Origin of the sequence: Acidovorax sp. SUPP3434, assembly GCF_030159015.1 — a bacterium.
Lineage (GTDB): Bacteria > Pseudomonadota > Gammaproteobacteria > Burkholderiales > Burkholderiaceae_C > Paracidovorax.
Genome location: NZ_BQXL01000010.1, coordinates 92,760 through 112,744, shown reverse-complemented (window position 1 = coordinate 112,744; position 19,985 = coordinate 92,760). Strand labels below are relative to the sequence as shown.

Sequence of the window (19,985 nt, the reverse complement as noted above, 5' to 3'; positions counted from 1 at the left end):
TAGCCCTCCAGCACAATAAGTACTAGGGCATGTTGCTATGAAATATGTAGCGCCTCGCTGGCTGCCCGGCGGCCACCTGCAGACCATCTGGCCGGCGCTGGCCTCGCGCCGGGTGCTGGCCGCGCCACCGGCCTATCGGCGCGAGCGCTGGACGGCGCCGGACGGCGATTTCGTGGACGTGGACTTCCTGGAGCCGGCCGCAGGGGCCGGGACGCAGGCCGATCCTGGCCAGCCGCTGCTGGTGCTGTTCCACGGGTTGGAGGGCTCGTCGCGCAGCCACTATGCCGAGGCCTTCGCCGATGTAGCGCGCGAGCTTGGCTGGGCCTACGCCGTACCGCATTTCCGGGGCTGCAGCGGCGAGCTCAACCTGGCCCCGCGCGCCTACCACTCGGGCGACCACGAGGAGATCGCCTGGCTCCTGGCACGGCTGGCGCAGCGGCAGGCCGACGGCGCCCTCGGGGCCGACGGCACGCCCGGCCCGCGCGCGCCGCTGCTGGCGGTGGGCGTGTCGCTCGGCGGCAATGCGTTGCTGCGCTGGGCCGCCGAGGCCGGCGCCAGCGCCTCGCGCAGCGCCGATGCGGTGGCGGCCGTGTGCTCGCCGCTCGACTTGGCCGCGGGCGGGGCGGCCATCGGCCGGGGCTTCAACCGGCAGGTGTACATGCGCATGTTCCTGCGCACCATGGTGCCCAAGGCGCTGGCCAAGCTGCGCCAGCACCCGGGCCTGTTCGACCGGCAGGCCCTGCTGGCCGCGCGCGACCTGTACGACTTCGACAACGTGTTCACTGCGCCGCTGCACGGCTTTCGCGACACCGACGACTACTGGCGCCGCGCCTCGGCCCAGCCGCTGCTGGCGCGCATCCGCATCCCGGCGCTGGCCGTCAATGCGCGCAACGATCCGTTCGTGCCGGCGTCCAGCCTGCCGCGCGCGGGGCAGGCCGGGCCCCACGTCACGCTGTGGCAGCCCGCGCACGGCGGGCACGTCGGCTTCGCCCAGGGGCGCCTGCCGGGCCACGTGCGCGCCATGCCGGCCGAGGTGGCCGGCTGGCTGGCGGCCCACGGGGCACCGGACTACGCGGCCGGCGGAACCCCCTCGATACCATCGCGCCATGGATGACATCGTCAAACAGGCCATCGCCAAGTGGCCCAACGTTCCCGACTGCTACGGCTGGCTGGGGCTCGACGCGCGAGGCCGCTGGTATATGCGCGACGACGCCACCCAGGCCCAGGGGCCGTTCCCGCAGGCCAAAGGCTCGCTGCTGGCGCATGGCAAGCTCATCGACTTCATCCAGCGCAACTACGAGGCCGACGCCCAGGGGCGCTGGTTCTTCCAGAACGGCCCGCAGCGCGTGTACGTGGAACTGGAGATCACCCCGGTGGTCTGGCGCATCGAGCCGGATTTCACCCTGGTCGCCCACACCGGCCGCGCCGCCACCGCCCGCGAATGCCTGCTGGACGAGGCCGGGCGCCTGTACCTGTTCGACGGCACCGTGCTGGGGCTGGCGCACACGCTGGACATGGAAACCGCCGCGCAGGCGGTCGAGGCCGGGCAGTGGGACCCGCAGCCAGTGCAGGCAGCCGATCTGCCGGTGCGCTATGGCTACGTGCTGCAGCCGTCGGTGTTCCGGGTCTGAGCTGCCCCCGCGCCCTGGGCGGTTCTGCACGGTGGGGCAGTGCCGGCCCACGCACTTTCTCAAAACTTCATGCGCTGGCGTTGTCCTGAGCGGCCGGGCGCTTCATTTCGGATTTGACCTCGTCTTCACCGAAGATGCCCGTGAAAGTTAGTCACGACCCGGGAAGCGCCCATTCGGCGATCAGCTTGATCTCCACGCTCCGTGGTTCCCAGTGGACCTGATCTACCAGTTGCACGGCTTCGATGTTCTGCTCTTGCAAGACGGTGCCGTCCTGGGTCTGGAGCTGCACAAAGCCAGGGGCGTCTGCGGAAGAGCCGGGCGACATTCGCCACGGCCAGCCGATCCGGAACACGGCTACTTGAAAGCGTTGGTCCGGACTGGGGAAGGTTTTGTACACGCTGGAACAACACAGCTTGCGTCCGCTGGGCGTGAACGACAGCCAGCCACAGACCCCCAGCGCCACGGCGACGAGCAAGGCCAAGAATTTGGAGCGCGATGCGCTTGGATGGGCCATGGTTCTAAGGCTTGAACAAGAACGTATTGTTCGTGGTCTGCTTGAGCACCCGCATATCGGAATAGATCAGAAAATCACCGCCTTTCCCATTGGCCGAGCGCCATTTCCTGAAATCAGAATTGCGGACGTTGAAGCCGCCATTCAAACCGGTTCGCCCGACGCTATTGGATTCGAAGTTCCAGTTTCCAAGATCCTGGTCCTCGCCCGCTGCATCATTGAAGTCATAGGAGTCCTTGACATAGATGCCTACCTCCTCGATGGTCACCAGATAATTGCCGGTCGGAACCTTCGGTGCCGGGCCTGCGGCAACTTTTTTCTCGGTCATTTCAGCTTCTACGGTTCCGGCCACCACCAGGCGAAACGTGAAGTTGCCCAATGCGGCCCTCAAGTCGTCCATGGGGCCTACTAACATGTCCATGTTTCCGCCAATCACGCGGAATTGAATGGCTTCATTCTCCATGGACTGCAGCATCCTGGGTAGCAAAAAGCGTTGTTTGCCGCTGCCCAGTGCGTTCTTTCGTTTGAGGAGCTTCACAATCTCCCTGCGGGCAGCTTCATTCAGCCAAATGCGTTCCGCGATCAGCGTGTCGTAGACTTGGCGCGCTCGGGAAAAGCCAAGAACCCAATCCATGGTAATGATGTCTGTAGACGCTATACCATTCGAGGGGGATGAGTTTGATGGGTCTGAAAACCACTTTTCCATCAATTGGGCCCCACGCTCCCAATTGTTTGATCGCATCACTGTGGGCAGCTTTGTGATATCAAGCTTGGACATATTATTATCAAGTCATTGAAAGATTCAATTGATAATAACATGGCTCTCACTGGATTTAAAAGTCAAGCAGTGATTTTTGCCTTTTGATTGAACTGATGTTTCAATGATTTCAGTTTGAAAGGGAATTTTCGATCGTTTTAACCGAGGTGAAATGTCCGCCTCGTAGAGAATTCCTGCCGGATGCAGGCTCATTTGGTTAATGCATAAAAAAGGGACAAGCAATCGCTGTCCCTTTTCTTTTGTGAAGTGCCCTGAGTAATTCTCAGGGCTTACCAAACGGGCATGGAGTTGAATGACCCGCCTTTTGTGGGAGGTCGGGTGCCTCGTCTTACTTGGCCGCGTTGGCCATGAACTCGACCGCCGCATGGATGTCCGCGTCCGACGCCTGCGTGCCGCCGCGGGGGGGCATGGCACCCTTGCCGGCGATGGCGATGCGCGTCATGCCGTCGATGCCGTCCTTCAGGCGCTCGGCCCAGGCGGCCTTGTCGCCGAACTTGGGCGCACCGGCGATGCCGGCGGCATGGCAGACCTGGCACGCCTGCTTGTACAGGGCTTCGCCAGCGCCGGCAGCGGCCGTTGCCGTGGGGGCGGCGGCAGGCGCCGCGGCCGTAGCCGGTGCCGCGGCCGCAGTGGCCTGTGCAGCGGAAGCGGGCGCTACAGCCGCCGTGGGGGCCGCAGCGGCGTCGGAAGCCCCGGCGGCGGCACCGGAGGCCCCTGCGGCTGCGGGGGCGGCAGGCTCTTCGAACTTGGCGCCCGCCGCGTTGGCCATGTAAGCCACGCCGCGCGCGATCTCGGTGTCGTTGAAGTCGCCGCCGCTTTGCGGGGCCATCGCGCCCTTGCCGGCGAGGGCGGAATGCACCAGCGCCTCGAACCCGGTCTTGATGCGCGGGCCCCAGGCCGCTGCGTCACCCAGCTTGGGGGCGCCTGCTGCGCCCGTGGCATGGCAGGCGGCGCACTGGCCCTTGAAGACTTCCTCGCCGGGGCGCAGGGGGCGGTTGGCATCGCGCACTTCCACCATGCCCACCTTCTGGATGCGTTCCGCCAGCGCCCGTTCGGGGTTCGCGGCGCCATCGGCCGGCTTGGTGCCCGAGGTCACGTACATCACGAGCCCGATGATGGCGAAGATCGGGACCACAAACGAAAAGAAGACCGTCAACAGCAGTTGCTTGGGATTCTTGATGGGGCCGGTGTGCGCTTCTTCGTGGGGGGTGTCGCTCATGACGTCCTCTATGTATCGGGGGCTTGATGAAACCAGCCGCTGATTATAGGAAGGCTCCCCGGGGCCGGCCGTTAGGGAAAACGGCCGGCTTTTCCTGGCGTTTGCGCTGCGTCAAGAACCGGCGGTCGGCATGGGGGTGGCGGCTGTGCGGATCGCCCTTGCGGGCGGGAGGCACCACGCCGGCGCATTGCCGCGGCCCTGAAAGCACAAACGCCCTGCAAGGACGGTTTTCCTTGCAGGGCGCGGGGCCCGGTCTGTCGGATCGAGTCGCACCTCAGTGCGCGCCCGAAGCCGCTTTGCGGGGGGATCAGGAGCCCGAGGCGCGCTCGTCCTGCGGCGTCCAGCCGCCACCCAGCACCTTGTACAGGGTGATCTGGTTTTGCAGCTGGATGAGCCGCGTCTGCACCACGAGTTGCTCGGAGGTGAACAGCGAGCGCTGCGCATCCAGCAGATCGAGGTAGCTGGACACGCCGTTGCGGTAGCGCAGGTCCGACAGCTGCAGGCGCTTGGCGTCCGCATCCGCCTGGGCGCGCTGCGCCGCCAACTGCTCTCCGAGGGTGGCCTGGCCCGCGAGGGCGTCGGACACTTCGCGGAAGGCGGTCTGGATCGACTTCTCGTACTGCGCCACCGAGATGGAGCGTGCGGCCCGCGCCGATTCGAGCGTGGCCTGGTTGCGCCCGGCATCGAAGATCGGCAGCGCTAACTGCGGTGCCAGCGAGAAGGCCCAGGAGCCGCTCTTGAACAGGCCCGACAGCTCGTTGCTCGCCGTGCCCACGCTCGCGGTCAGCGAGATGCGCGGGAAGAACGCCGCGCGCGCCGCGCCGATGTTCGCGTTGGCGGCGATGAGCTGCTGCTCGGCCTGGCGGATGTCGGGGCGCCGCGTGAGCAGGTCGGACGGCAGGCCCGCGGGAAGCGCCGGCATGGCGGGCGCATCGGCCAAGCGCGACACCGTGGTGCCCAGGCTGTCGCGGATGTCCTGCGGCAGGGGCTGGCCCAGCAGCAGGGCCAGGGCGTTCTCGTCCTGCATGCGCTGGCGCCGCTGCTGCGCATAGGTGGCGCGGGCGGCCTGTGCCAGGCCTTCCGCCTGGCTGTTGTCCAGCTCGGAACTCACGCCGTTTTCCAGGCGCAGGCGCGTCAGCTTGACCGACTCTTCGCGCGTGCCCAGCGTGCGGCGGGAAATGTCGAGCAGCTCCTCGTCGGCCAGCAGGTTGAACCAGGCGGTGGCGACGGACGACACCAGGCTCAGCTGGGTGGACCGGCGGGCCTCCTCGGTGGCGAAATACTGCGCCAGGGCCTGCTCCTTCAAGGCGGCGATGCGCCCGAAGAAGTCGATTTCCCAGGCCGAAACCGCCAGGCCGACCTGGTAGCTGTTGGCATACGAGCGCGTAGTCGTGTCGGGCTGGCGCGTCGCGTTGACGGCGGCGTTCACCGTGGGGAACTGGCCGGCGCGCTGGATCTGGAACTGCGCGCGGGCCTGCTCGATGTTGAGCGCGGCCACGCGCAGGTCGCGGTTGTTTTCCAGCGCGATGGCGATCAGCGTCTGCAGGCGTGCATCGGCGAAGTATTCCTTCCAGTCGATGTCCGCGGCGGCCTTGGCCGTTTCGGCGCCGCCGGCGGCCGCGTCGTTGGGGAACGCCTGCGGCACCGGAGCGGCGGGCCGCTCGTAGGTCGGGATGAAGCTGCAGCCCGCCAGCACGGCAGCGGCAGCCACCACGCTCAGCAGGGGGCGTGCGATGCGCGCACTAGCGCGCAGGGACGAGGGATGGGGCATGGGGGTCTCCAGCGGATCGGTCGTCATTCAAGGTTTTCCGTGGCATGGCGGTGCTGGACCTGCTTGGCGTCGTGCTCCTGCTGGCGCTTGCTGCCCTTGAAGAAGGTGCGCACCAGCACGAAGAACACGGGCACGAAGACCACGGCCAGCACGGTGCCGGTGATCATCCCGCCGATCACGCCGGTACCGATGGCACGCTGGCTGGCCGAGCTGGCGCCCGAGGCGATGAACAGCGGCACCACGCCCAGCGTGAATGCCAGCGAGGTCATGATGATCGGCCGGAAACGCAGGTGGGCGGCTTCGAGGGCGGCCTCCAGTGCGCTCTTGCCCTCGGCCTGCAGGTCCTTGGCGAACTCCACGATCAGGATCGCGTTCTTCGCCGACAGGCCGATGATGGTCACCAGGCCGATCTGGAAGTACACGTCGTTCGACAGCCCGCGCATCAGCGTGGCCAGCAGCACGCCGAGCACGCCCAGCGGCACCACCAGCAGCACCGACACGGGAATCGTCCAGCTCTCATACAGCGCGGCCAGGCACAGGAACACCGCCAGCAGCGAGAAGGCGTAGAGGATCATGGCCTGGGAGCCGGCGAGCTTTTCCTCGCGGGACTGGCCCGTCCACTCGAAGCCGAAGCCGGGCGGCAGTTGGCCGGCCAGGCGCTCCATCTCGTTCATCGCATCGCCGGTGGTGAAGCCGGGACCGGCATCGCCCGCGATCTTGATGGACGGGTAGCCGTTGTAACGCACCGTCTGCATCGCGCCCGTGATCCAGCGCGTGGTGGCGAAGGTCGACAGCGGCACCGTCTGGCCCTGGCTGTTCACGACCGGCAGGTCCAGCACCGATTCCGGGCGCATCCGCGCCGCGGCGTCGGCTTGCACCACCACGCGCTGCAGGCGGCCCTTGTTCGGGAAGTCGTTGATGTAGCTCGAACCCAGCGCGGTCGAGAGCGCCGAGCTGATGCTGTCGAAGCCGATGCCCAGTGCGTTGGCCTTGTCGCGGTCGATGTCGATCTGCATCTGCGGCGCATCTTCCATGCCGTCGGGGCGCACGCCCGCGAGGACTTTGCTCTGCCCGGCCATGCCGAGCAGCTGGTTGCGTGCCCCCAGCAGCGCTTCGTGCCCCTGGCCCGCGCGGTCCTGCAGCCGGAAGTTGAAGCCGGTGCCCGTTCCCAGTTCGGGAATGGGCGGCGGGCTCAGCGCGAAGATGAAGGCATCGCGGATGCTGGAGAGGGCGCCGAAGGCGCGGCCAGCCACGGCAGAGGCCGCGTGTTCGGCGCCGGAGCGCTCGCTCCAGTCCTTCAGGATCACGAAGGCCAGGCCCGCGTTCTGGCCCTGGCCGGAGAACGAGAAGCCCGCCACGGTCACGATGTTCTCGACCTCGGGCTGCTTGAGCATGTAGCCCTCAACCTGCTTGAGCACCTCGCTGGTCCGCGACTGTGCGGCGCCGGGCGGCAGCTGCACGTTGGTGATGATGTAGCCCTGGTCTTCGTTGGGCAGGAACGAGGTCGGCAGGCGCATGAACACCACCGCCACCGCGCCGATCAGCGCGAGGTACACGATCATCATGCGGCCGCCGCGGCGCAGCATCTTGCTCAGGCCGCTTTCATAGCCGTGCGTGGCGTTCTTGAACGAACGGTTGAACCAGCCGAAGAAGCCTTTCTTCTCGGCATGGTGCTCGGGATCGATCGGCTTGAGCAGCGTGGCGCACAGGGCCGGCGTGAGCGACAGAGCGAGGAACGCCGAGAAGGCGATCGACGTGGCCATCGTGGCCGCGAACTGGCGGTAGATGTTGCCGGTGGAGCCGGCGAAGAACGCCAGCGGCACGAACACCGAGATCAGCACCACGGTCACGCCGATCACGGCGCCCGAGATCTGGCCCATGGCCTTGCGGGTGGCCTGCAGCGGCGGCAGGCCTTCCTCGGCCATGATCCGCTCGACGTTCTCCACCACCACGATGGCATCGTCCACCACGATCCCGATCACCAGCACCATGCCGAACATGGTCAGCACGTTGATCGAAAAGCCCATGGCCATCAGCACGCCGAAGGTGCCCAGCAGCGCCACCGGCACCACGATGGTCGGGATGATGGTGTAGCGGAAGTTCTGCAGGAACAGGAACATCACGATGAACACCAGCACCACCGCTTCGATCAGCGTGTGAAGCACCTTCTCGATCGAGACCGACACGAACTTGGAGGTGTCGTACGGCACGACGTAGTTCACGCCCTGGGGAAAGAACTTCTTGAGTTCCTCCAGCTTGGCCTTCACCGCCTTGGCCGTGGCCAGGGCATTGGCGGACGGCGTGGGCTGCACGCCCAGGCCCACGGCGTCCTTGCCGTTCAGCCGCGCGCTGGTGTTGTAGCTTTGCGAGCCCAGTTCGATGCGTGCCACGTCCTTGAGGCGGACGGCCGAGCCATCCGTGTTGGCGCGCAGCACGATGCGGCCGAACTCCTCGGCCGACGACAGTTGTCCCTGCACCACGATGGTGGCCGCCACGGGCTGGCCGGTTTCGGCGGGCAGATCGCCCAGGTTGCCGGCGGACACCTGCGCGTTCTGCGCGCGGATCGCCGCGTTGACCTGGTCGAGCGACAGGTTGAAGCCCTTGAGCTTGGCCGGGTCCACCCAGATCCGCATGGCGCGTTCCGAGCCGAACTGCGTGAGCGAGCCCACGCCGGCCACGCGCTGCAGTTCGGGAACCACGTTGCGCGCCGCGTAGTCGTTCAGCGCCTCGATGCTCACGTCGGGGTTTTCCGTGGTGAGCATGGCGAACATCAGGAAGTTGGAGCGCGACTGCTCCACGCGCACGCCCTGCTGGGTCACGGCGCTCGGCAGCCGAGGCGTTGCGCGAGAGAGCCGGTTCTGCACGTCCACCTGCGCGAGGTCGGCATTGGTGCCGGGCTCGAAGCTCAGCACGATGCTGCCGGTGCCGTTGGCCTGGCTGGTCGTCTCGACGTAGGCCAGGCCGCTCGCACCGTTCATCTCGCGCTCGATGACGGCCAGCACGCTGTCCTCCAGCGTCTGGGCGTTGGCGCCAGGGTAGGCCACCGACACCTGGATGGTCGGCGGCGCGACGGCGGGGTACTGCGCAATCGGCAGCCGCGTGATGGAGATGGCCCCCATCACGATGATGAAAATGGTGATCACCCACGCGAAGATGGGGCGCTCGATGAAGAACTTGGCCATGTGCCGCGCTCCTTCTTATGGCTTGGCCGGAGCGGAAGCGGCGGACGCAGCGGGAGCCGCCGCAGAGGCGGGCGCGCCGGGCGCCGCGGCGCCAGCGCCGCCGGCCTGCCAGGCCACGGGCTGCACCACGATCGGATCGCCGGGCTTGCCGCGCGGCAGCTTCTGGAAGCCGTCCACCATGACCTTCTCGCCCGTCTGCAGGCCTTCGAGCACCACCCAGTTCGTGCCCTGGCCCGGCCCGAGCTTGATGGGGCGCGGCGTGAGGTGGTTGTCCGCGCCCACCACCATCACGGTGTCGCCCTTGGCGGAGCGGGTCACGGCCTGCTGCGGCAGCAGCACGCCGCCGGCCACCTGGGCCTGCTCAAGGCGCACGCGCACGTAGAGCCCGGGGAGCAGCTGGCGATCGGTGTTGGGGATCTCGGCGCGCAGCGTGACCTGGCCGCTGGTCGGGTCCACCGTCAGGTCGGTGAAGAGCAGCTTGCCGGTCTGGGGATAGAGGCTGCCGTCTTCCAGCACGACGCTCACGCTGGCCGAGCCCTTGCCGGCCTGCTTGTACTTGCCGCTGGCCAGGCCCGCCTTGAGCTTGAGCGCTTCTGAGGCGGACTGCGTGAAGTTCACGTACAGCGGGTCGATCTGCTGGATGACCGCCAGCTCGGTGGCCGAGCCCTGGCCCACCAGCGCGCCTTCGGTCACCAGCGCGCGGCCGATGCGGCCGGAAATGGGGGCGGTCACGGCCGCGTAGCCCACGTTGATCTGTGCCGTGGTCACGGAGGCGCGGGCGGCGGCGAGGTTGGCCTCGGCAGTCTTTTGCGAGGCGACGGCGTTGTCGTATTCCTGCTTGCTGATCGCGTTGACGGCCACGAGCGGCTTGTAGCGCTCGGCCAGCGCGCGGGTCTGTGCCACGTTGGCATCGGCCTGCGCCACGCTCGCCCGGGCGCTTTCCAGCGAAGCCCGGTAGGGCGCGTCGTCGATGGCGAAGAGCTTTTGCCCGGCCTTCACGTCGCTGCCTTCGGTGAACAGGCGTTTTTGCAGGATGCCCGCGGCCCGTGCACGCACTTCGGCGACGCGGGAGGCCTCCAGCCGGCCGGGCAGTTCGGTCACGAGGCCCACGTCGCCGGGCGCCACGGTGACCACGCCCACCTGGGGCGGGGGAGGGGCGCCGCCACCGGCCTGGGCCGGGGCTTCGCTCTTGCCGCAGGCCACCAGGACGGTGGCGGCGACCAGGCTGAGGCAAAGGGCCACGACCCGGCGTGCGGGGTGGAGGGCGGCAGCGGAAACGCCAAGATCGTCACTGAGGCGAAGCATGAAAGTCCTTCCGGAAATGCGCTGATTGAAAAGGCCATGCAGGCACGGAGATGTCTTTGATCGGCATCAACCACGCAGATGGCCCTTGAATTCGGTGCGCGATTATACATACAAACATGAATGTATAATTGCTGCGGAGCGCTGGCGCCGTCCTTTCCACGGGGTGGGCAATGCCAGAAAAACGCGGACATCGAACACAAAAGGAGACATGCCCCATGGCCCGACGCACCAAAGAAGACGCCGTTGCGACACGCAATAGTTTGCTGGATGCGGCCGAGCAGGTCTTTTACCAGAAGGGTGTGTCGCACGCGTCGCTCAACGAGATCGCGCAGGCCGCCGGCGCCACGAGGGGCGCCATCTACTGGCATTTCAAGGACAAGGTCGATCTGTTCAACGCGATGATGGAGCGCGTCACCCTGCCTTTGGAGCGCGCCAACGGCGAATGCGAGAGCAACGAAGACATGGCGCCGCTGCAGCGCATGCGCGGCGTGATCGACCTGGTGCTGCGCAACCTGGCGCAGGACCAGCGCATGCAGCGTGTCTTCGAGATCGCTTTCTTCCGGGTGGAATACGTCGAGGAACTGGCGGGCGTGCGCGACCGGCACATCGCCGCCTGCGGCGCCTTCCGCGAGCAGCTCGCCAACGACCTGCGCCTGGCCGCCGAAAGCCAGAAAGTGCAGCTACCCATGCCGCCGCAGATCGCGGCCATCGCCCTGCAAGCGATCTTCGAAGGGCTGCTGCAGGGCTGGATCCTGAACCGCGCCAATTTCGACCTCCCGGCGACCGGCCGTGCCTCGGTGGACGCCTACCTGCGCGGGCTGGGCCTGGAGCTGCCCCCGCTGCCGGACTGGCTGCAGGATTGCTCTTTGCGGGACGTGTGCCCGCACGCCGCGAGGGCCGTGCCATAATCGCCGACTGATCGGGCCGCAATGGCCCGCTGTGCGGCTGTAGCTCAGTGGATAGAGTATTGGCCTCCGAAGCCAAGGGTCGTGGGTTCGATCCCCGCCAGCCGCACCATCGATGATCGCCGCAGTGCCGGACAACGCACTGGGTTCTCCCTCTTTTTTCATTCCTTCCGATTCGCGTCCGGCGTTATCGCCGCATCAGCGGCGCCTGCGCAACGCATCGCGCTTTTCACGCCGCTCCAGCCACAGCGACAGCGCCACGCGCGCGGCCAGCAGGGCCACGGTGGTGGCCAGGGCGCCGGTGGACAAGGGCGCTGCCGGAGCCGCTTGCATGGCGGGCGCGGGCAAAGGCGTGACGGGCGTGAGCGCCGAGTTGGCGTCGGCCCCGCCCTTGCGGGGCTCGACCGGGTCGAGCAAGGCCTCGGGGGCGGCGGCATGCGAGCCGTGCTCGGCCGCGTACACCTTGGTGAATTCCGCGCCCAGCAGGAAGATCTGCGCGGCGTAATACACCCAGATCAGCACCACCGCGATGGCGCCGGCGGCGGCATAGGTCGAGCTCAGGCCCGCCTTGCCCACATACAGGCCGATCAGCACCTTGCCCACCTCGAACAGCACGGCGGTCACCGCGGCGCCCACCCACACGTCGCGCCAGGCGATCGGCACCGAGGGCATGAACTTGAAGATCATCGCGAACAGCACGCAGCTGATGCTCATCGACAGCAAGGTGTTGATGCCCATCAGCATCAGCTCCCAGCCCGGCATCAGGGCGCCGAGCCACGTGCCCGCCGCCGCCACCGCGGCGCTGACGGTGAGCGAGGCCATGAGCAGGAAGGCCAGGCCGAGGATCAGCCCGAACGACAGGAAGCGCGCGCGCAGCAGGCCCCAGATGCCGCTCGGCTTGGCGGGCTCCGGCACGTGCCAGATGCGGTCGAGCGCGCTCTGGATCTCGCCGAACACCGTGGTCGCGCCGATGCCCAGCAGCACCAGGCTGATGGTGCTGGCGATGATGCCTTCTGTGGGCTCGCGGGCGCTCTTGATGAGGCCCTGGATGGCGAGCGCGCCGTCGCGCCCCACCAGGCCGGAGATCTGTCCTTCGATGGTGCCGCGCACCGCGTCCTGTCCGAACACGGCACCGGCGATGGAGATCACGATGACGAGCAGCGGCGCAATGGAGAACGCGGTGTAGTAAGAGATGGCGGCCCCCATGCTGGGGGCGTAGTCGTCGAGCCAAGCCTGGCAGGATTTCTTGGCGAGTCGAAAAAGGGTCGAGGCGTTCATTGCGGTTCCGGGGTCAGGCCTCTGGTGTAACCAATCGCATTGCCGCAGGCTGTAGGAGGGGGCCGGAAGCGCCCTTCGCCGGCCCCGTTCACTCTCCACGGGGAGCCCGTCCGATGCCGGGCGAGGGCGCCGTCCCACACGGTGGTTGCCGCAGGCGGTGCGGTAATCCGGTCATTCCCAGAACCTTTGCGAGGTCCGTGCATGTCCCGTTCGCACCGCCAGTGTTCCGATAAAGCCAAGCCCCGGGAGATCAAGCGCCAGCGCCAGCGGGAGGCGATGTTCAAGCCGGCGGGGCGGGGCGGCGTGCCGTTCTATCCCGACCCCGAACCGCCCGTGTGGAAACCGCTGGGCTGATGCCACGCCCGCCGTGCCGGCGCGCTACGGCGTGGCGCAGGCCCCGTCCACGAACACCCGCAACTCGCCGCTCTGGAACGCGGTCCACTGCTCGTCGCTGGTGAGCGGCGCGGTTACGACGACGGCCACGCGGTCCTGCGGCGTGGTGTGGGCGGAAAAATCGATGCGCAGGTCTTCATCGCACAGGCGCGCCTGCGAGAAAGGGTGGCGCCGCTCGATGTAGTAGAGCTGCGTGGAGGCATGCGCCCACAGCGCCTGGCCGTTCGACAGCAGGAAGTTGAACGTGCCGTGCGGGGCGATGCGCGCGGCCAGTTCGCGCAGGGTGATGGTCAGCTCAGGAATGCTGGGCACGCCCGCGTGGGACTTAGCCAGCTCCTGCATGATCCAGCAGAAGGCATGCTCGCTGTCCGTCGTGCCCACGGGGTGGAAGTGCGAATGCAGCCGTGGGCGGAAGTCCTTGAGGTCGCCGTTGTGCGCGAACACCCAGTACCGGCCCCACAGCTCGCGCACGAACGGATGGCAGTTCTGCAGCGAGACGCTGCCCTGCGTGGCCTTGCGGATGTGGGCGATGACGTTGCGGCTCTGGATGGGGTAGCGGCGGATCAGCTCGGCCACGGGCGAGTCCACCGCGCGTTGGTGGTCCACGAAATGGCGCAGGCCCTTGTCTTCGAAGAACGCGATGCCCCAGCCGTCGGAATGGTCCGCCGTGTTGCCGGCACGCTGCGCGAACCCCGTGAAGCTGAACGTCACGTCGGTCGGCGTGTTGGCATTCATTCCGAGCAACTGGCACATGGGCTTTGGGAGAAAAGAAAGGAAAAGGACGAAGGGCGGAAGGCCAGGGACGGGATCGGGCTCAGCGGCCTGGTGCCGCGGTCTTGGGCGCGCGCAGCTGCCACGCGGCCACCAGGGCCAGCAGGCACAGGCCGGTGAGCAGCAGGAAGGTTTCGCCGAAGGCGGCGATGCGCGCCGGGCTGCTGACCGCGTTCTGCAGCGAGTCGCCATGCGCGGCGATGCGCCATTCGAGCACGATCCCGCACAGGCTCACGCCGGCTGCGCCGCCCAGCATGCGCACGAAGCTGATGGCGCTGGAGCCCTGCGCGATGAGCGGCTTGGCCAGCGGCCGCATGGCCCCCAGGTTGAGCGAGGGCAGGATGAACCCGAGCCCGATACGCCCCAGCACCGCGAACACCACCAGCATCCACAGCCCGCTGGTCAGATCGACCAGCACCATGAGCGCGAACGAGATCGCCAGCAGCGCCAGGCCCGTGCCCACCAGCCAGTGCGTGGGGTGGCGGTCGGCCAGCCGGCCCACGATGGGAATGGTGATGGCCAGCACGATGCCCGCCGGCAGCATGATGGTGCCCACGTGCGAGGCCGACAGCTGCAGTCCCAGCTGCATGAACACCGGCAGCAGGTAGGTGGAGCCGAAGAGCGCCGTGCCGTAGATGAAGGCCACGATGCTGCCCATGGCGAACTGCCGGTATTCGAACAGGCGCAGGTCCATGAGCGGCGTGGCGCCGCGCGCCAGTTGCCGGCGCTGCCACGCGATGAAGACGGCCAGGGCCGCGAAGGCCGCCAGCAGCAGCGCGCCGGCCTGCAGGCCCGGCCCGCCGTGCAGCGCCACCAGGCCGTTGAGCAGGCACAGCGTGCCGACCGCGCCCAGCACCAGCCCGCGCCAGTCCAGCGCGTTGCCGGACTGGCCGGCCACGGCGCCGCCGGGGCTGCTGACCGGCACGAACCGGTAGGCCAGCGCGATGGAGGCGATGCAGAACGGCACCACCATGAAGAAGATCGAGCGCCAGCCGAACCAGTCCACCAGCAGCCCGCCGATGCTCGGCCCGATGGCCGGGGCCAGGACCACACCCATGCCGAAGATGCCGCTCGCGCGGCCCTGCTCGTGCGGCTGGAAGGCGTAGAGGATGATGACTGCCGGAATCGGCTGCACCACGCCCGCGGCCAGCCCTTCCAGCACCCGGGCGGCCAGCACCAGCCCGTAGTGGCTGGCCACGCCGCCGCCGATGCCGCCCACCAGCAGCAGCACCATGGCGCCCACGTAGGTCGCGCGGTAGCCGAAGCGGGCCAGCAGCCACGGCGTCGTGAGCATGGCGACCGTGGTGGCCACCATGAAACCCGACGACACCCATTGCGCGCGTTCCTGGCCGAGCGTGAAGTAGTGGCTCATGTCGGGAATGGCCACGTTCACGATGGTCGACGACATGATGGAGGCCATCGTGCCGACCATCACGGACAGCAGGAGCAGCCAGCGGTAGCGCTCGCCGTACCGTTCGCGCAGCAGGGCGGTGGAGCCGGGACCGGTCATCGGGCAGGGATCAAGAAGGGACCGGCGGGATCAGGTTCGCTCGGACCAGAGCTTTCCGCCGGTGGCCCAGTTCTCGCGCTTGACGTCGGTGATGAGGATGTCCACCGAGTCGGGCGAGCCGCCGAGGATTTCCACCGACACGCGGGTGATCTCTTCCACCAGCTTCTTCTTCTGTTCGATGGTGCGGCCTTCCATCATTTCGATGTGGTACGTCGGCATGTCGATCCTTCAGGGGAGTTCAAAAAAGGGAGCGGCCATCATATCGGCGCGCCGGTTGCTGCGCCCTGTGGCGCGGAGCCCGTTCCGGCCGCGCACCGGGGGCACAGGCAGGCGGTGCCGCGCTGGCCGGGGGCCAACTGCGCCAGGGCTTGCGCGGACACTGCGGCCACCATGCACCAGCAATCCGCGGCGGGGGCGCCGGCCTCTATGGCGCACTGGTTGCGCCCGCCGCACAGGGGGCAGCGGGAGGGGTCCAGCGGGGCAGGGGAGGGCGGTGCGGCGGTCATGGCGTCGGGGCAAGGCGCCAGTGTAGACCGCGCCAGCGCGGCGGGGTGCCGCACAGGGGAATGGGTGAAAATGCCTTCCAGCACATATTCTTCTAAGGCATGATGCTATCAATTAAATAGCAATCGATTGCCCGCCGGTCCCCGCGTCGGGCACGGGCCACCGCCCGTTCGCGTCAGCCCGCGAGGGCCGGCGCGTGGCGCGCTGACGCGAGCGCCGGGCCGTCGGCTTTGCCGACGCGGAAGACCGCCACCGCACGCACCAGTTGCGCCGTCTGCGATTCCAGCGAGCCGGTGGCCGCTGCCGCCTCTTCGACCAGCGCCGCGTTCTGCTGCGTCACGGTGTCCATCTGCGAGATGGCCTGGTTGACCTGCTCCAGCCCGGTGGTCTGCTCCTGGCTGGCCACGCTGATCTCGCCCACGAGGTCGGTCACGCGGCGCACGCCGTCCACCACCTCGCGCATGGCTTCGCCGGCCTGCTCCACCAGCCGGTTGCCCGAGTCCACGCGCTGCACCGAGTCGTCGATCAGGCCCTTGATCTCCTTGGCCGCCGCCGCGCTGCGTTGCGCCAGCGTGCGCACCTCGCCCGCCACCACGGCGAAGCCGCGGCCCTGCTCGCCGGCGCGGGCGGCCTCGACCGCGGCGTTCAGCGCCAGGATATTGGTCTGGAAGGCGATGCCGTCGATCACGCCGATGATGTCCACGATCTTGCGCGAGGCCGCGTGGATCTCGCCCATCGTGGAGACCACGTTGCCCACCACCTCGCCGCCGCGCACGGCCTTGTCCGAGGTGGCCTGCGCGAGCTGGTTGGCGGTGCGCGCGTTGTCGGCGTTCTGGCGCACGGTGGCGGTCATCTGCTCCATCGACGCGGCCGTCTGCTGCAGCGCGCTGGCCTGCTCTTCGGTGCGGCTGGACAGGTCCAGGTTGCCGCGCGCGATCTCGCTGGAGGCCACGGCGATGCCCTCGGCCCCGTGGCGCACCTGGCCCACGGCGGTGCGCAGCTGCTCGCCCATGGCGTTCAGCGTGCGCAGCAGCTGGCCGGTCTCGTCCTGCGCGGTGCTGTCGGACGACACGGTGAGGTCGCCCGTGGCCACGGTCTTGGCCATGGACACGGCATCGTGCAGCGGGTGGGTGATGCTGCGGGTGATTCCCACGGCCAGGGCCAGGGCGATCAGGGTGGCCATCGCGCCCAGGATGATCAGTTGCAGCCGGCCGCTCTGGTAGTTGGCCTGCACGTCCTGGGAGGATGCGTTGATCTCGGCACGCTGGAAGTCCAGCAGGGCCTGCAGCGCCTGCAGGTATTGCTCGCCCGCGGGAGTGAAGTCGGTGTTCAGGATGCGCTCGGCGTCTTCCGAACGGCCTTCGGCCTTGGCCTTGTAGATGGCGTCGCGGGCGACGACGAAGCGCTTGCGCTCTTCGCCGGCCTTGTCGAACAGGGCCTGCTCCTGCGGGCTGCTGATGAGCTTGGACAGCTGGCTCTGCTGCTCGGACGACATCTTGGAGGCCGTCGCGTTGTCCGCCGCGAATTGCTGCGCCAGGGTGGAATCGGTGCTGCGGGCCACCACGCTGTGGCGGCGCACGTTGCTGAAGATGGTGCGGTACCAGTCGGAGATGAGCCGTTCCTTGGTCAGGGGCAGCGCCATCATCGAAGCCGTCTCCTGCGCCACCGACTGCAATTTCCAGGTGCCCACGCCCAGCATGGTGACGATGAAGAGGATGAGCACGCCGAAGGCCAGGCCCAGGCGTTTTCCGATGGAGATGTTTTGGAGATTCATGGTGAGGCTAGGGAAAACCCTTGGTTGGTGGGCGATTCTCTCCGCATTGCTCTAGCGCAACTACAAACCCTTACGCATTGCCGGAACATATGGATTTACCCGAATACCCCTGTTAAGCCGTGTTTTTCGGGCGCCCAACGAAAACGGGGCACCCGGATGGGTGCCCCGTAGAAGGGGGGGTGGCCGGCACTCGGGGCGCCGGCCGGGCGGAACGTGCCGCGCCGGCTCAGCGCACGGCGGTGCCGGCCTTCACCTTCAGCCGCCAGGCGTGCAGCAGGGGTTCGGTGTAGCCGCTGGGCTGCTCCACGCCCTTGAAGACCAGATCGCACGCGGCCTGGTAGGCGGCCGATTCGGCGAAGCGCCCGGCCATCTTCTGGTAAAGCGGATCGCCGGCGTTCTGCTGGTCCACCACGGCGGCCATGCGCTCGAAGGTTTCGCGCACCTGCGCTTCGGTCACCACGCCGTGCAGCAGCCAGTTGGCCATGTGCTGGCTGCTGATGCGCAGCGTGGCGCGGTCCTCCATCAGGCCCACGTTGTGGATGTCGGGCACCTTGGAGCAGCCCACGCCCTGGTCGATCCAGCGCACCACGTAGCCCAGGATGCCCTGGGCGTTGTTGTCCAGCTCCTGTTGCTTTTCGGCATCGCTCCACTGCGGCGTGGCGGTGACCGGCACCGTGAGCAGGCCGGTCAGCAGGTTGTCGCGCTCGGCGTTGGCGTCGGTCTTTTCCAATGCCTTCTGCACCTCGGCCACGTTGACCTGGTGGTAGTGCAGCGCGTGCAGCGTGGCGCCCGTGGGGCTCGGAACCCAGGCGGTGTTGGCGCCGGCCTTGGGGTGGGCGATCTTCTGTTTGAGCATCTCGGCCATCAGGTCGGGCATGGCCCACATGCCCTTGCCGATCTGCGCCTTGCCCCGCAGGCCGCACGACAGGCCCACGAGCACGTTGTTCTTCTCGTACGACTGGATCCAGGCGCTGGCCTTCATGTCGCCCTTGCGCACCATGGGGCCGGCCTGCATGGCGGTGTGCATCTCGTCGCCCGTGCGGTCCAGAAAGCCGGTGTTGATGAACGCCACGCGCGCCGAGGCCGCGGCGATGCAGGCCTTGAGGTTGACGCTGGTGCGGCGCTCCTCGTCCATGATGCCCAGCTTGACGGTGTTCTCGGCCAGGCCCAGCAGCTGCTCCACGCGGCCGAACAGGTCGCTGGCGAAGGCCACCTCGGCCGGGCCGTGCATCTTGGGCTTGACGATGTAGACGCTGCCCTTGCGCGAGTTGCGGATGCCGCCCTGCCCCTTGCCCTGCAGGTCGTGCAGCGCGATGGTGGTGGTGACCACGGCGTCCAGGATGCCTTCGGGAATCTCGCGCTGCGTGCCCTGCGCATCGGTCCACAGCACGGCCGGGTTGGTCATGAGGTGGCCCACGTTGCGCAGGAACATGAGCGAGCGGCCGTGCAGGCGCACCTCGCCGCCGCCGTCCGGGGCGGTGTACAGGCGGTCGGGGTTCAGGCCGCGCGTGAAGGTCTTGCCGCCCTTGCTCACCTGCTCGGTGAGGTCGGCCTTCAGGATGCCCAGCCAGTTGGCGTAGCCGTTGACCTTGTCCTCGGCATCGACGGCGGCCACGGAGTCTTCCAGGTCCAGGATGGTCGAGAGCGCGGCTTCCACCACCAGGTCGCTCACGCCGGCGGGATCGGTCTTGCCGATGGGCGTGCTGCGGTCGATCTGCAGGTCCAGGTGCAGGCCGTGGTGGCGCAGCAGCACGGACGAAGGCGCCGACGCCTCGCCCTGGTAGCCCACGAACTGGGCCGGCTCCTGCAGGCCGGTGGTGCCGCCGCCCTCCAGCGCGACGACCAGCTGGCCGCCTTCCACGCGGTAGCCGGCGGCGTTCTTGTGCGTGCCCTGGGCCAGCGGCGCGGCCTGGTCGAGCACCTCGCGGGCGAACGCGATCACGCGGGCGCCCCGCACGGGGTTGTAGCCCTGGCCCTTCTCGGCGCCGTCGGTCTCGGGGATGGCGTCGGTGCCATAGAGCGCGTCGTACAGCGAGCCCCAGCGCGCGTTGGCCGCGTTGAGCGCATAGCGTGCGTTCAGGATCGGCACCACCAGCTGCGGGCCGGCCTGCGTGGCGAGTTCTTCGTCCACGTTGGCGGTGGTGGCCTGCACATCGGCCGGCTGGGGCACCAGGTAGCCGATCTGTTCGAGGAAGGCTCGGTATGCCGCCATGGTCTGCACCGGGCCCGGGTTGGTGCGGTGCCAGGTGTCGAGTTCGGACTGCAGGCGGTCGCGCTCGGCCAGCAGGGCGATGTTGCGCGGGGCCAGGTCGGACACCAGCGCGCTGAAGCCCTTCCAGAACGCCTCGCTGTCCACGCCCGTGCCGGGCAGGACCCGGTCTTCGACGAAGCGGTGCAGGGAGGTGGCCACTTGCAGGCCGTGAACGGTGGTGCGGTCGGTCATGGAGGTCTCT

At 67.8% G+C, this 19,985-nt stretch carries 17 protein-coding genes and 1 tRNA gene; 5 read left to right on the top strand and 13 right to left on the bottom strand.

Annotation, left to right across the window (positions count from 1 at the left end; all coding sequences use genetic code 11):
* The first annotated feature begins 37 nt into the window (after positions 1-37).
* Both AVKW3434_RS16180 and AVKW3434_RS16175 read left to right on the top strand, forming a co-directional pair.
* Complete coding sequence (locus tag AVKW3434_RS16180) at positions 38-1,114, top strand: YheT family hydrolase (protein WP_284406673.1); 1,077 nt, start codon at positions 38-40, stop codon at positions 1,112-1,114.
* Entirely contained in the window at positions 1,107-1,631 is a 525-nt protein-coding gene (locus AVKW3434_RS16175) for a DUF2946 family protein (RefSeq protein WP_284406672.1), read from the top strand. Before AVKW3434_RS16180 ends, AVKW3434_RS16175 begins: the two co-directional genes overlap by 8 nt.
* A gap of 151 nt (positions 1,632-1,782) precedes the next feature.
* Here AVKW3434_RS16175 and AVKW3434_RS16170 read toward each other — a convergent pair whose 3' ends face one another.
* The 6 genes from AVKW3434_RS16170 to AVKW3434_RS16145 all read right to left on the bottom strand — a co-directional run bounded on the left by AVKW3434_RS16170 (position 1,783) and on the right by AVKW3434_RS16145 (position 10,397).
* Complete coding sequence (locus AVKW3434_RS16170; RefSeq protein ID WP_284406671.1) at positions 1,783-2,112, bottom strand: hypothetical protein; 330 nt, start codon at positions 2,110-2,112, stop codon at positions 1,783-1,785.
* Between the two features lie 37 nt (positions 2,113-2,149).
* The gene (locus AVKW3434_RS16165) at positions 2,150-2,920 is read right to left on the bottom strand and encodes a DUF6402 family protein (protein ID WP_284406670.1); all 771 of its coding nucleotides are present in this window, start codon (positions 2,918-2,920) and stop codon (positions 2,150-2,152) included.
* Between the two features lie 328 nt (positions 2,921-3,248).
* The gene (locus AVKW3434_RS16160) at positions 3,249-4,139 is read right to left on the bottom strand and encodes a c-type cytochrome (protein ID WP_284406669.1); all 891 of its coding nucleotides are present in this window, start codon (positions 4,137-4,139) and stop codon (positions 3,249-3,251) included.
* A gap of 307 nt (positions 4,140-4,446) precedes the next feature.
* Positions 4,447-5,910 (bottom strand): efflux transporter outer membrane subunit, encoded by a 1,464-nt coding sequence (locus AVKW3434_RS16155; RefSeq protein ID WP_284406722.1) that lies wholly within the window; start codon positions 5,908-5,910, stop codon positions 4,447-4,449.
* Positions 5,911-5,933: 23 nt separating this feature from the next.
* Complete coding sequence (locus AVKW3434_RS16150) at positions 5,934-9,092, bottom strand: efflux RND transporter permease subunit (protein ID WP_284406668.1); 3,159 nt, start codon at positions 9,090-9,092, stop codon at positions 5,934-5,936.
* A 15-nt stretch (positions 9,093-9,107) separates the two neighbouring features.
* Positions 9,108-10,397, bottom strand: a complete 1,290-nt coding sequence (locus AVKW3434_RS16145; RefSeq protein ID WP_284406667.1) for an efflux RND transporter periplasmic adaptor subunit — start codon at positions 10,395-10,397, stop codon at positions 9,108-9,110.
* 215 nt (positions 10,398-10,612) lie between these two features.
* Here AVKW3434_RS16145 and AVKW3434_RS16140 point away from each other — a divergent pair, with 215 nt between their 5' ends.
* Both AVKW3434_RS16140 and AVKW3434_RS16135 read left to right on the top strand, forming a co-directional pair.
* Entirely contained in the window at positions 10,613-11,305 is a 693-nt protein-coding gene (locus AVKW3434_RS16140; RefSeq protein WP_284394426.1) for a TetR family transcriptional regulator, read from the top strand.
* A gap of 33 nt (positions 11,306-11,338) precedes the next feature.
* A tRNA-Arg gene (locus AVKW3434_RS16135) sits at positions 11,339-11,414 on the top strand.
* Between the two features lie 86 nt (positions 11,415-11,500).
* On the opposite strand, the gene AVKW3434_RS16130 is transcribed toward AVKW3434_RS16135, so the two are convergent.
* Positions 11,501-12,580 carry a YihY/virulence factor BrkB family protein gene (locus AVKW3434_RS16130; protein WP_284406666.1) on the bottom strand — a complete coding sequence of 360 codons (1,080 nt, stop codon included), beginning with the start codon at positions 12,578-12,580 and terminating at the stop codon, positions 11,501-11,503.
* 201 nt (positions 12,581-12,781) lie between these two features.
* On the opposite strand from AVKW3434_RS16130, the gene AVKW3434_RS16125 reads away from it, so the two are divergent.
* Positions 12,782-12,934, top strand: a complete 153-nt coding sequence (locus tag AVKW3434_RS16125; RefSeq protein WP_272565744.1) for a hypothetical protein — start codon at positions 12,782-12,784, stop codon at positions 12,932-12,934.
* A gap of 24 nt (positions 12,935-12,958) precedes the next feature.
* On the opposite strand, the gene AVKW3434_RS16120 is transcribed toward AVKW3434_RS16125, so the two are convergent.
* From AVKW3434_RS16120 to AVKW3434_RS16095, 6 genes are all read right to left on the bottom strand, one after another.
* A complete protein-coding gene (locus AVKW3434_RS16120) occupies positions 12,959-13,726 on the bottom strand; it encodes a class II glutamine amidotransferase (protein ID WP_284406665.1) in 768 nt (255 codons plus the stop codon).
* A 61-nt stretch (positions 13,727-13,787) separates the two neighbouring features.
* A complete protein-coding gene (locus AVKW3434_RS16115) occupies positions 13,788-15,254 on the bottom strand; it encodes a DHA2 family efflux MFS transporter permease subunit (RefSeq protein WP_284406664.1) in 1,467 nt (488 codons plus the stop codon).
* 30 nt (positions 15,255-15,284) lie between these two features.
* Positions 15,285-15,473: a 4-oxalocrotonate tautomerase gene (locus AVKW3434_RS16110; RefSeq protein WP_272549570.1), complete on the bottom strand. Its 189-nt coding sequence runs from the start codon at positions 15,471-15,473 to the stop codon at positions 15,285-15,287.
* 38 nt (positions 15,474-15,511) lie between these two features.
* Entirely contained in the window at positions 15,512-15,760 is a 249-nt protein-coding gene (locus AVKW3434_RS16105; RefSeq protein ID WP_284406663.1) for a cysteine-rich CWC family protein, read from the bottom strand.
* Between the two features lie 173 nt (positions 15,761-15,933).
* Positions 15,934-17,532 (bottom strand): methyl-accepting chemotaxis protein, encoded by a 1,599-nt coding sequence (locus AVKW3434_RS16100; protein WP_284406662.1) that lies wholly within the window; start codon positions 17,530-17,532, stop codon positions 15,934-15,936.
* Between the two features lie 226 nt (positions 17,533-17,758).
* Positions 17,759-19,975 carry a malate synthase G gene (locus AVKW3434_RS16095; protein ID WP_284406661.1) on the bottom strand — a complete coding sequence of 739 codons (2,217 nt, stop codon included), beginning with the start codon at positions 19,973-19,975 and terminating at the stop codon, positions 17,759-17,761.
* Between the last annotated feature and the right edge of the window lie 10 nt (positions 19,976-19,985).

Coding starts and splice junctions, on each gene's coding strand:
- AVKW3434_RS16120 (WP_284406665.1), bottom strand. CDS start 13,726: ATGTGCCAGTTGCTCGGAATGAATGCCAACACGCCGACCGACGTGACG.
- AVKW3434_RS16100 (WP_284406662.1), bottom strand. CDS start 17,532: ATGAATCTCCAAAACATCTCCATCGGAAAACGCCTGGGCCTGGCCTTC.
- AVKW3434_RS16140 (WP_284394426.1), top strand. CDS start 10,613: ATGGCCCGACGCACCAAAGAAGACGCCGTTGCGACACGCAATAGTTTG.
- AVKW3434_RS16115 (WP_284406664.1), bottom strand. CDS start 15,254: ATGACCGGTCCCGGCTCCACCGCCCTGCTGCGCGAACGGTACGGCGAG.
- AVKW3434_RS16095 (WP_284406661.1), bottom strand. CDS start 19,975: ATGACCGACCGCACCACCGTTCACGGCCTGCAAGTGGCCACCTCCCTG.
- AVKW3434_RS16150 (WP_284406668.1), bottom strand. CDS start 9,092: ATGGCCAAGTTCTTCATCGAGCGCCCCATCTTCGCGTGGGTGATCACC.
- AVKW3434_RS16180 (WP_284406673.1), top strand. CDS start 38: ATGAAATATGTAGCGCCTCGCTGGCTGCCCGGCGGCCACCTGCAGACC.
- AVKW3434_RS16125 (WP_272565744.1), top strand. CDS start 12,782: ATGTCCCGTTCGCACCGCCAGTGTTCCGATAAAGCCAAGCCCCGGGAG.
- AVKW3434_RS16145 (WP_284406667.1), bottom strand. CDS start 10,397: ATGCTTCGCCTCAGTGACGATCTTGGCGTTTCCGCTGCCGCCCTCCAC.
- AVKW3434_RS16175 (WP_284406672.1), top strand. CDS start 1,107: ATGGATGACATCGTCAAACAGGCCATCGCCAAGTGGCCCAACGTTCCC.
- AVKW3434_RS16105 (WP_284406663.1), bottom strand. CDS start 15,760: ATGACCGCCGCACCGCCCTCCCCTGCCCCGCTGGACCCCTCCCGCTGC.
- AVKW3434_RS16165 (WP_284406670.1), bottom strand. CDS start 2,920: ATGTCCAAGCTTGATATCACAAAGCTGCCCACAGTGATGCGATCAAAC.
- AVKW3434_RS16160 (WP_284406669.1), bottom strand. CDS start 4,139: ATGAGCGACACCCCCCACGAAGAAGCGCACACCGGCCCCATCAAGAAT.
- AVKW3434_RS16110 (WP_272549570.1), bottom strand. CDS start 15,473: ATGCCGACGTACCACATCGAAATGATGGAAGGCCGCACCATCGAACAG.
- AVKW3434_RS16130 (WP_284406666.1), bottom strand. CDS start 12,580: ATGAACGCCTCGACCCTTTTTCGACTCGCCAAGAAATCCTGCCAGGCT.
- AVKW3434_RS16155 (WP_284406722.1), bottom strand. CDS start 5,910: ATGCCCCATCCCTCGTCCCTGCGCGCTAGTGCGCGCATCGCACGCCCC.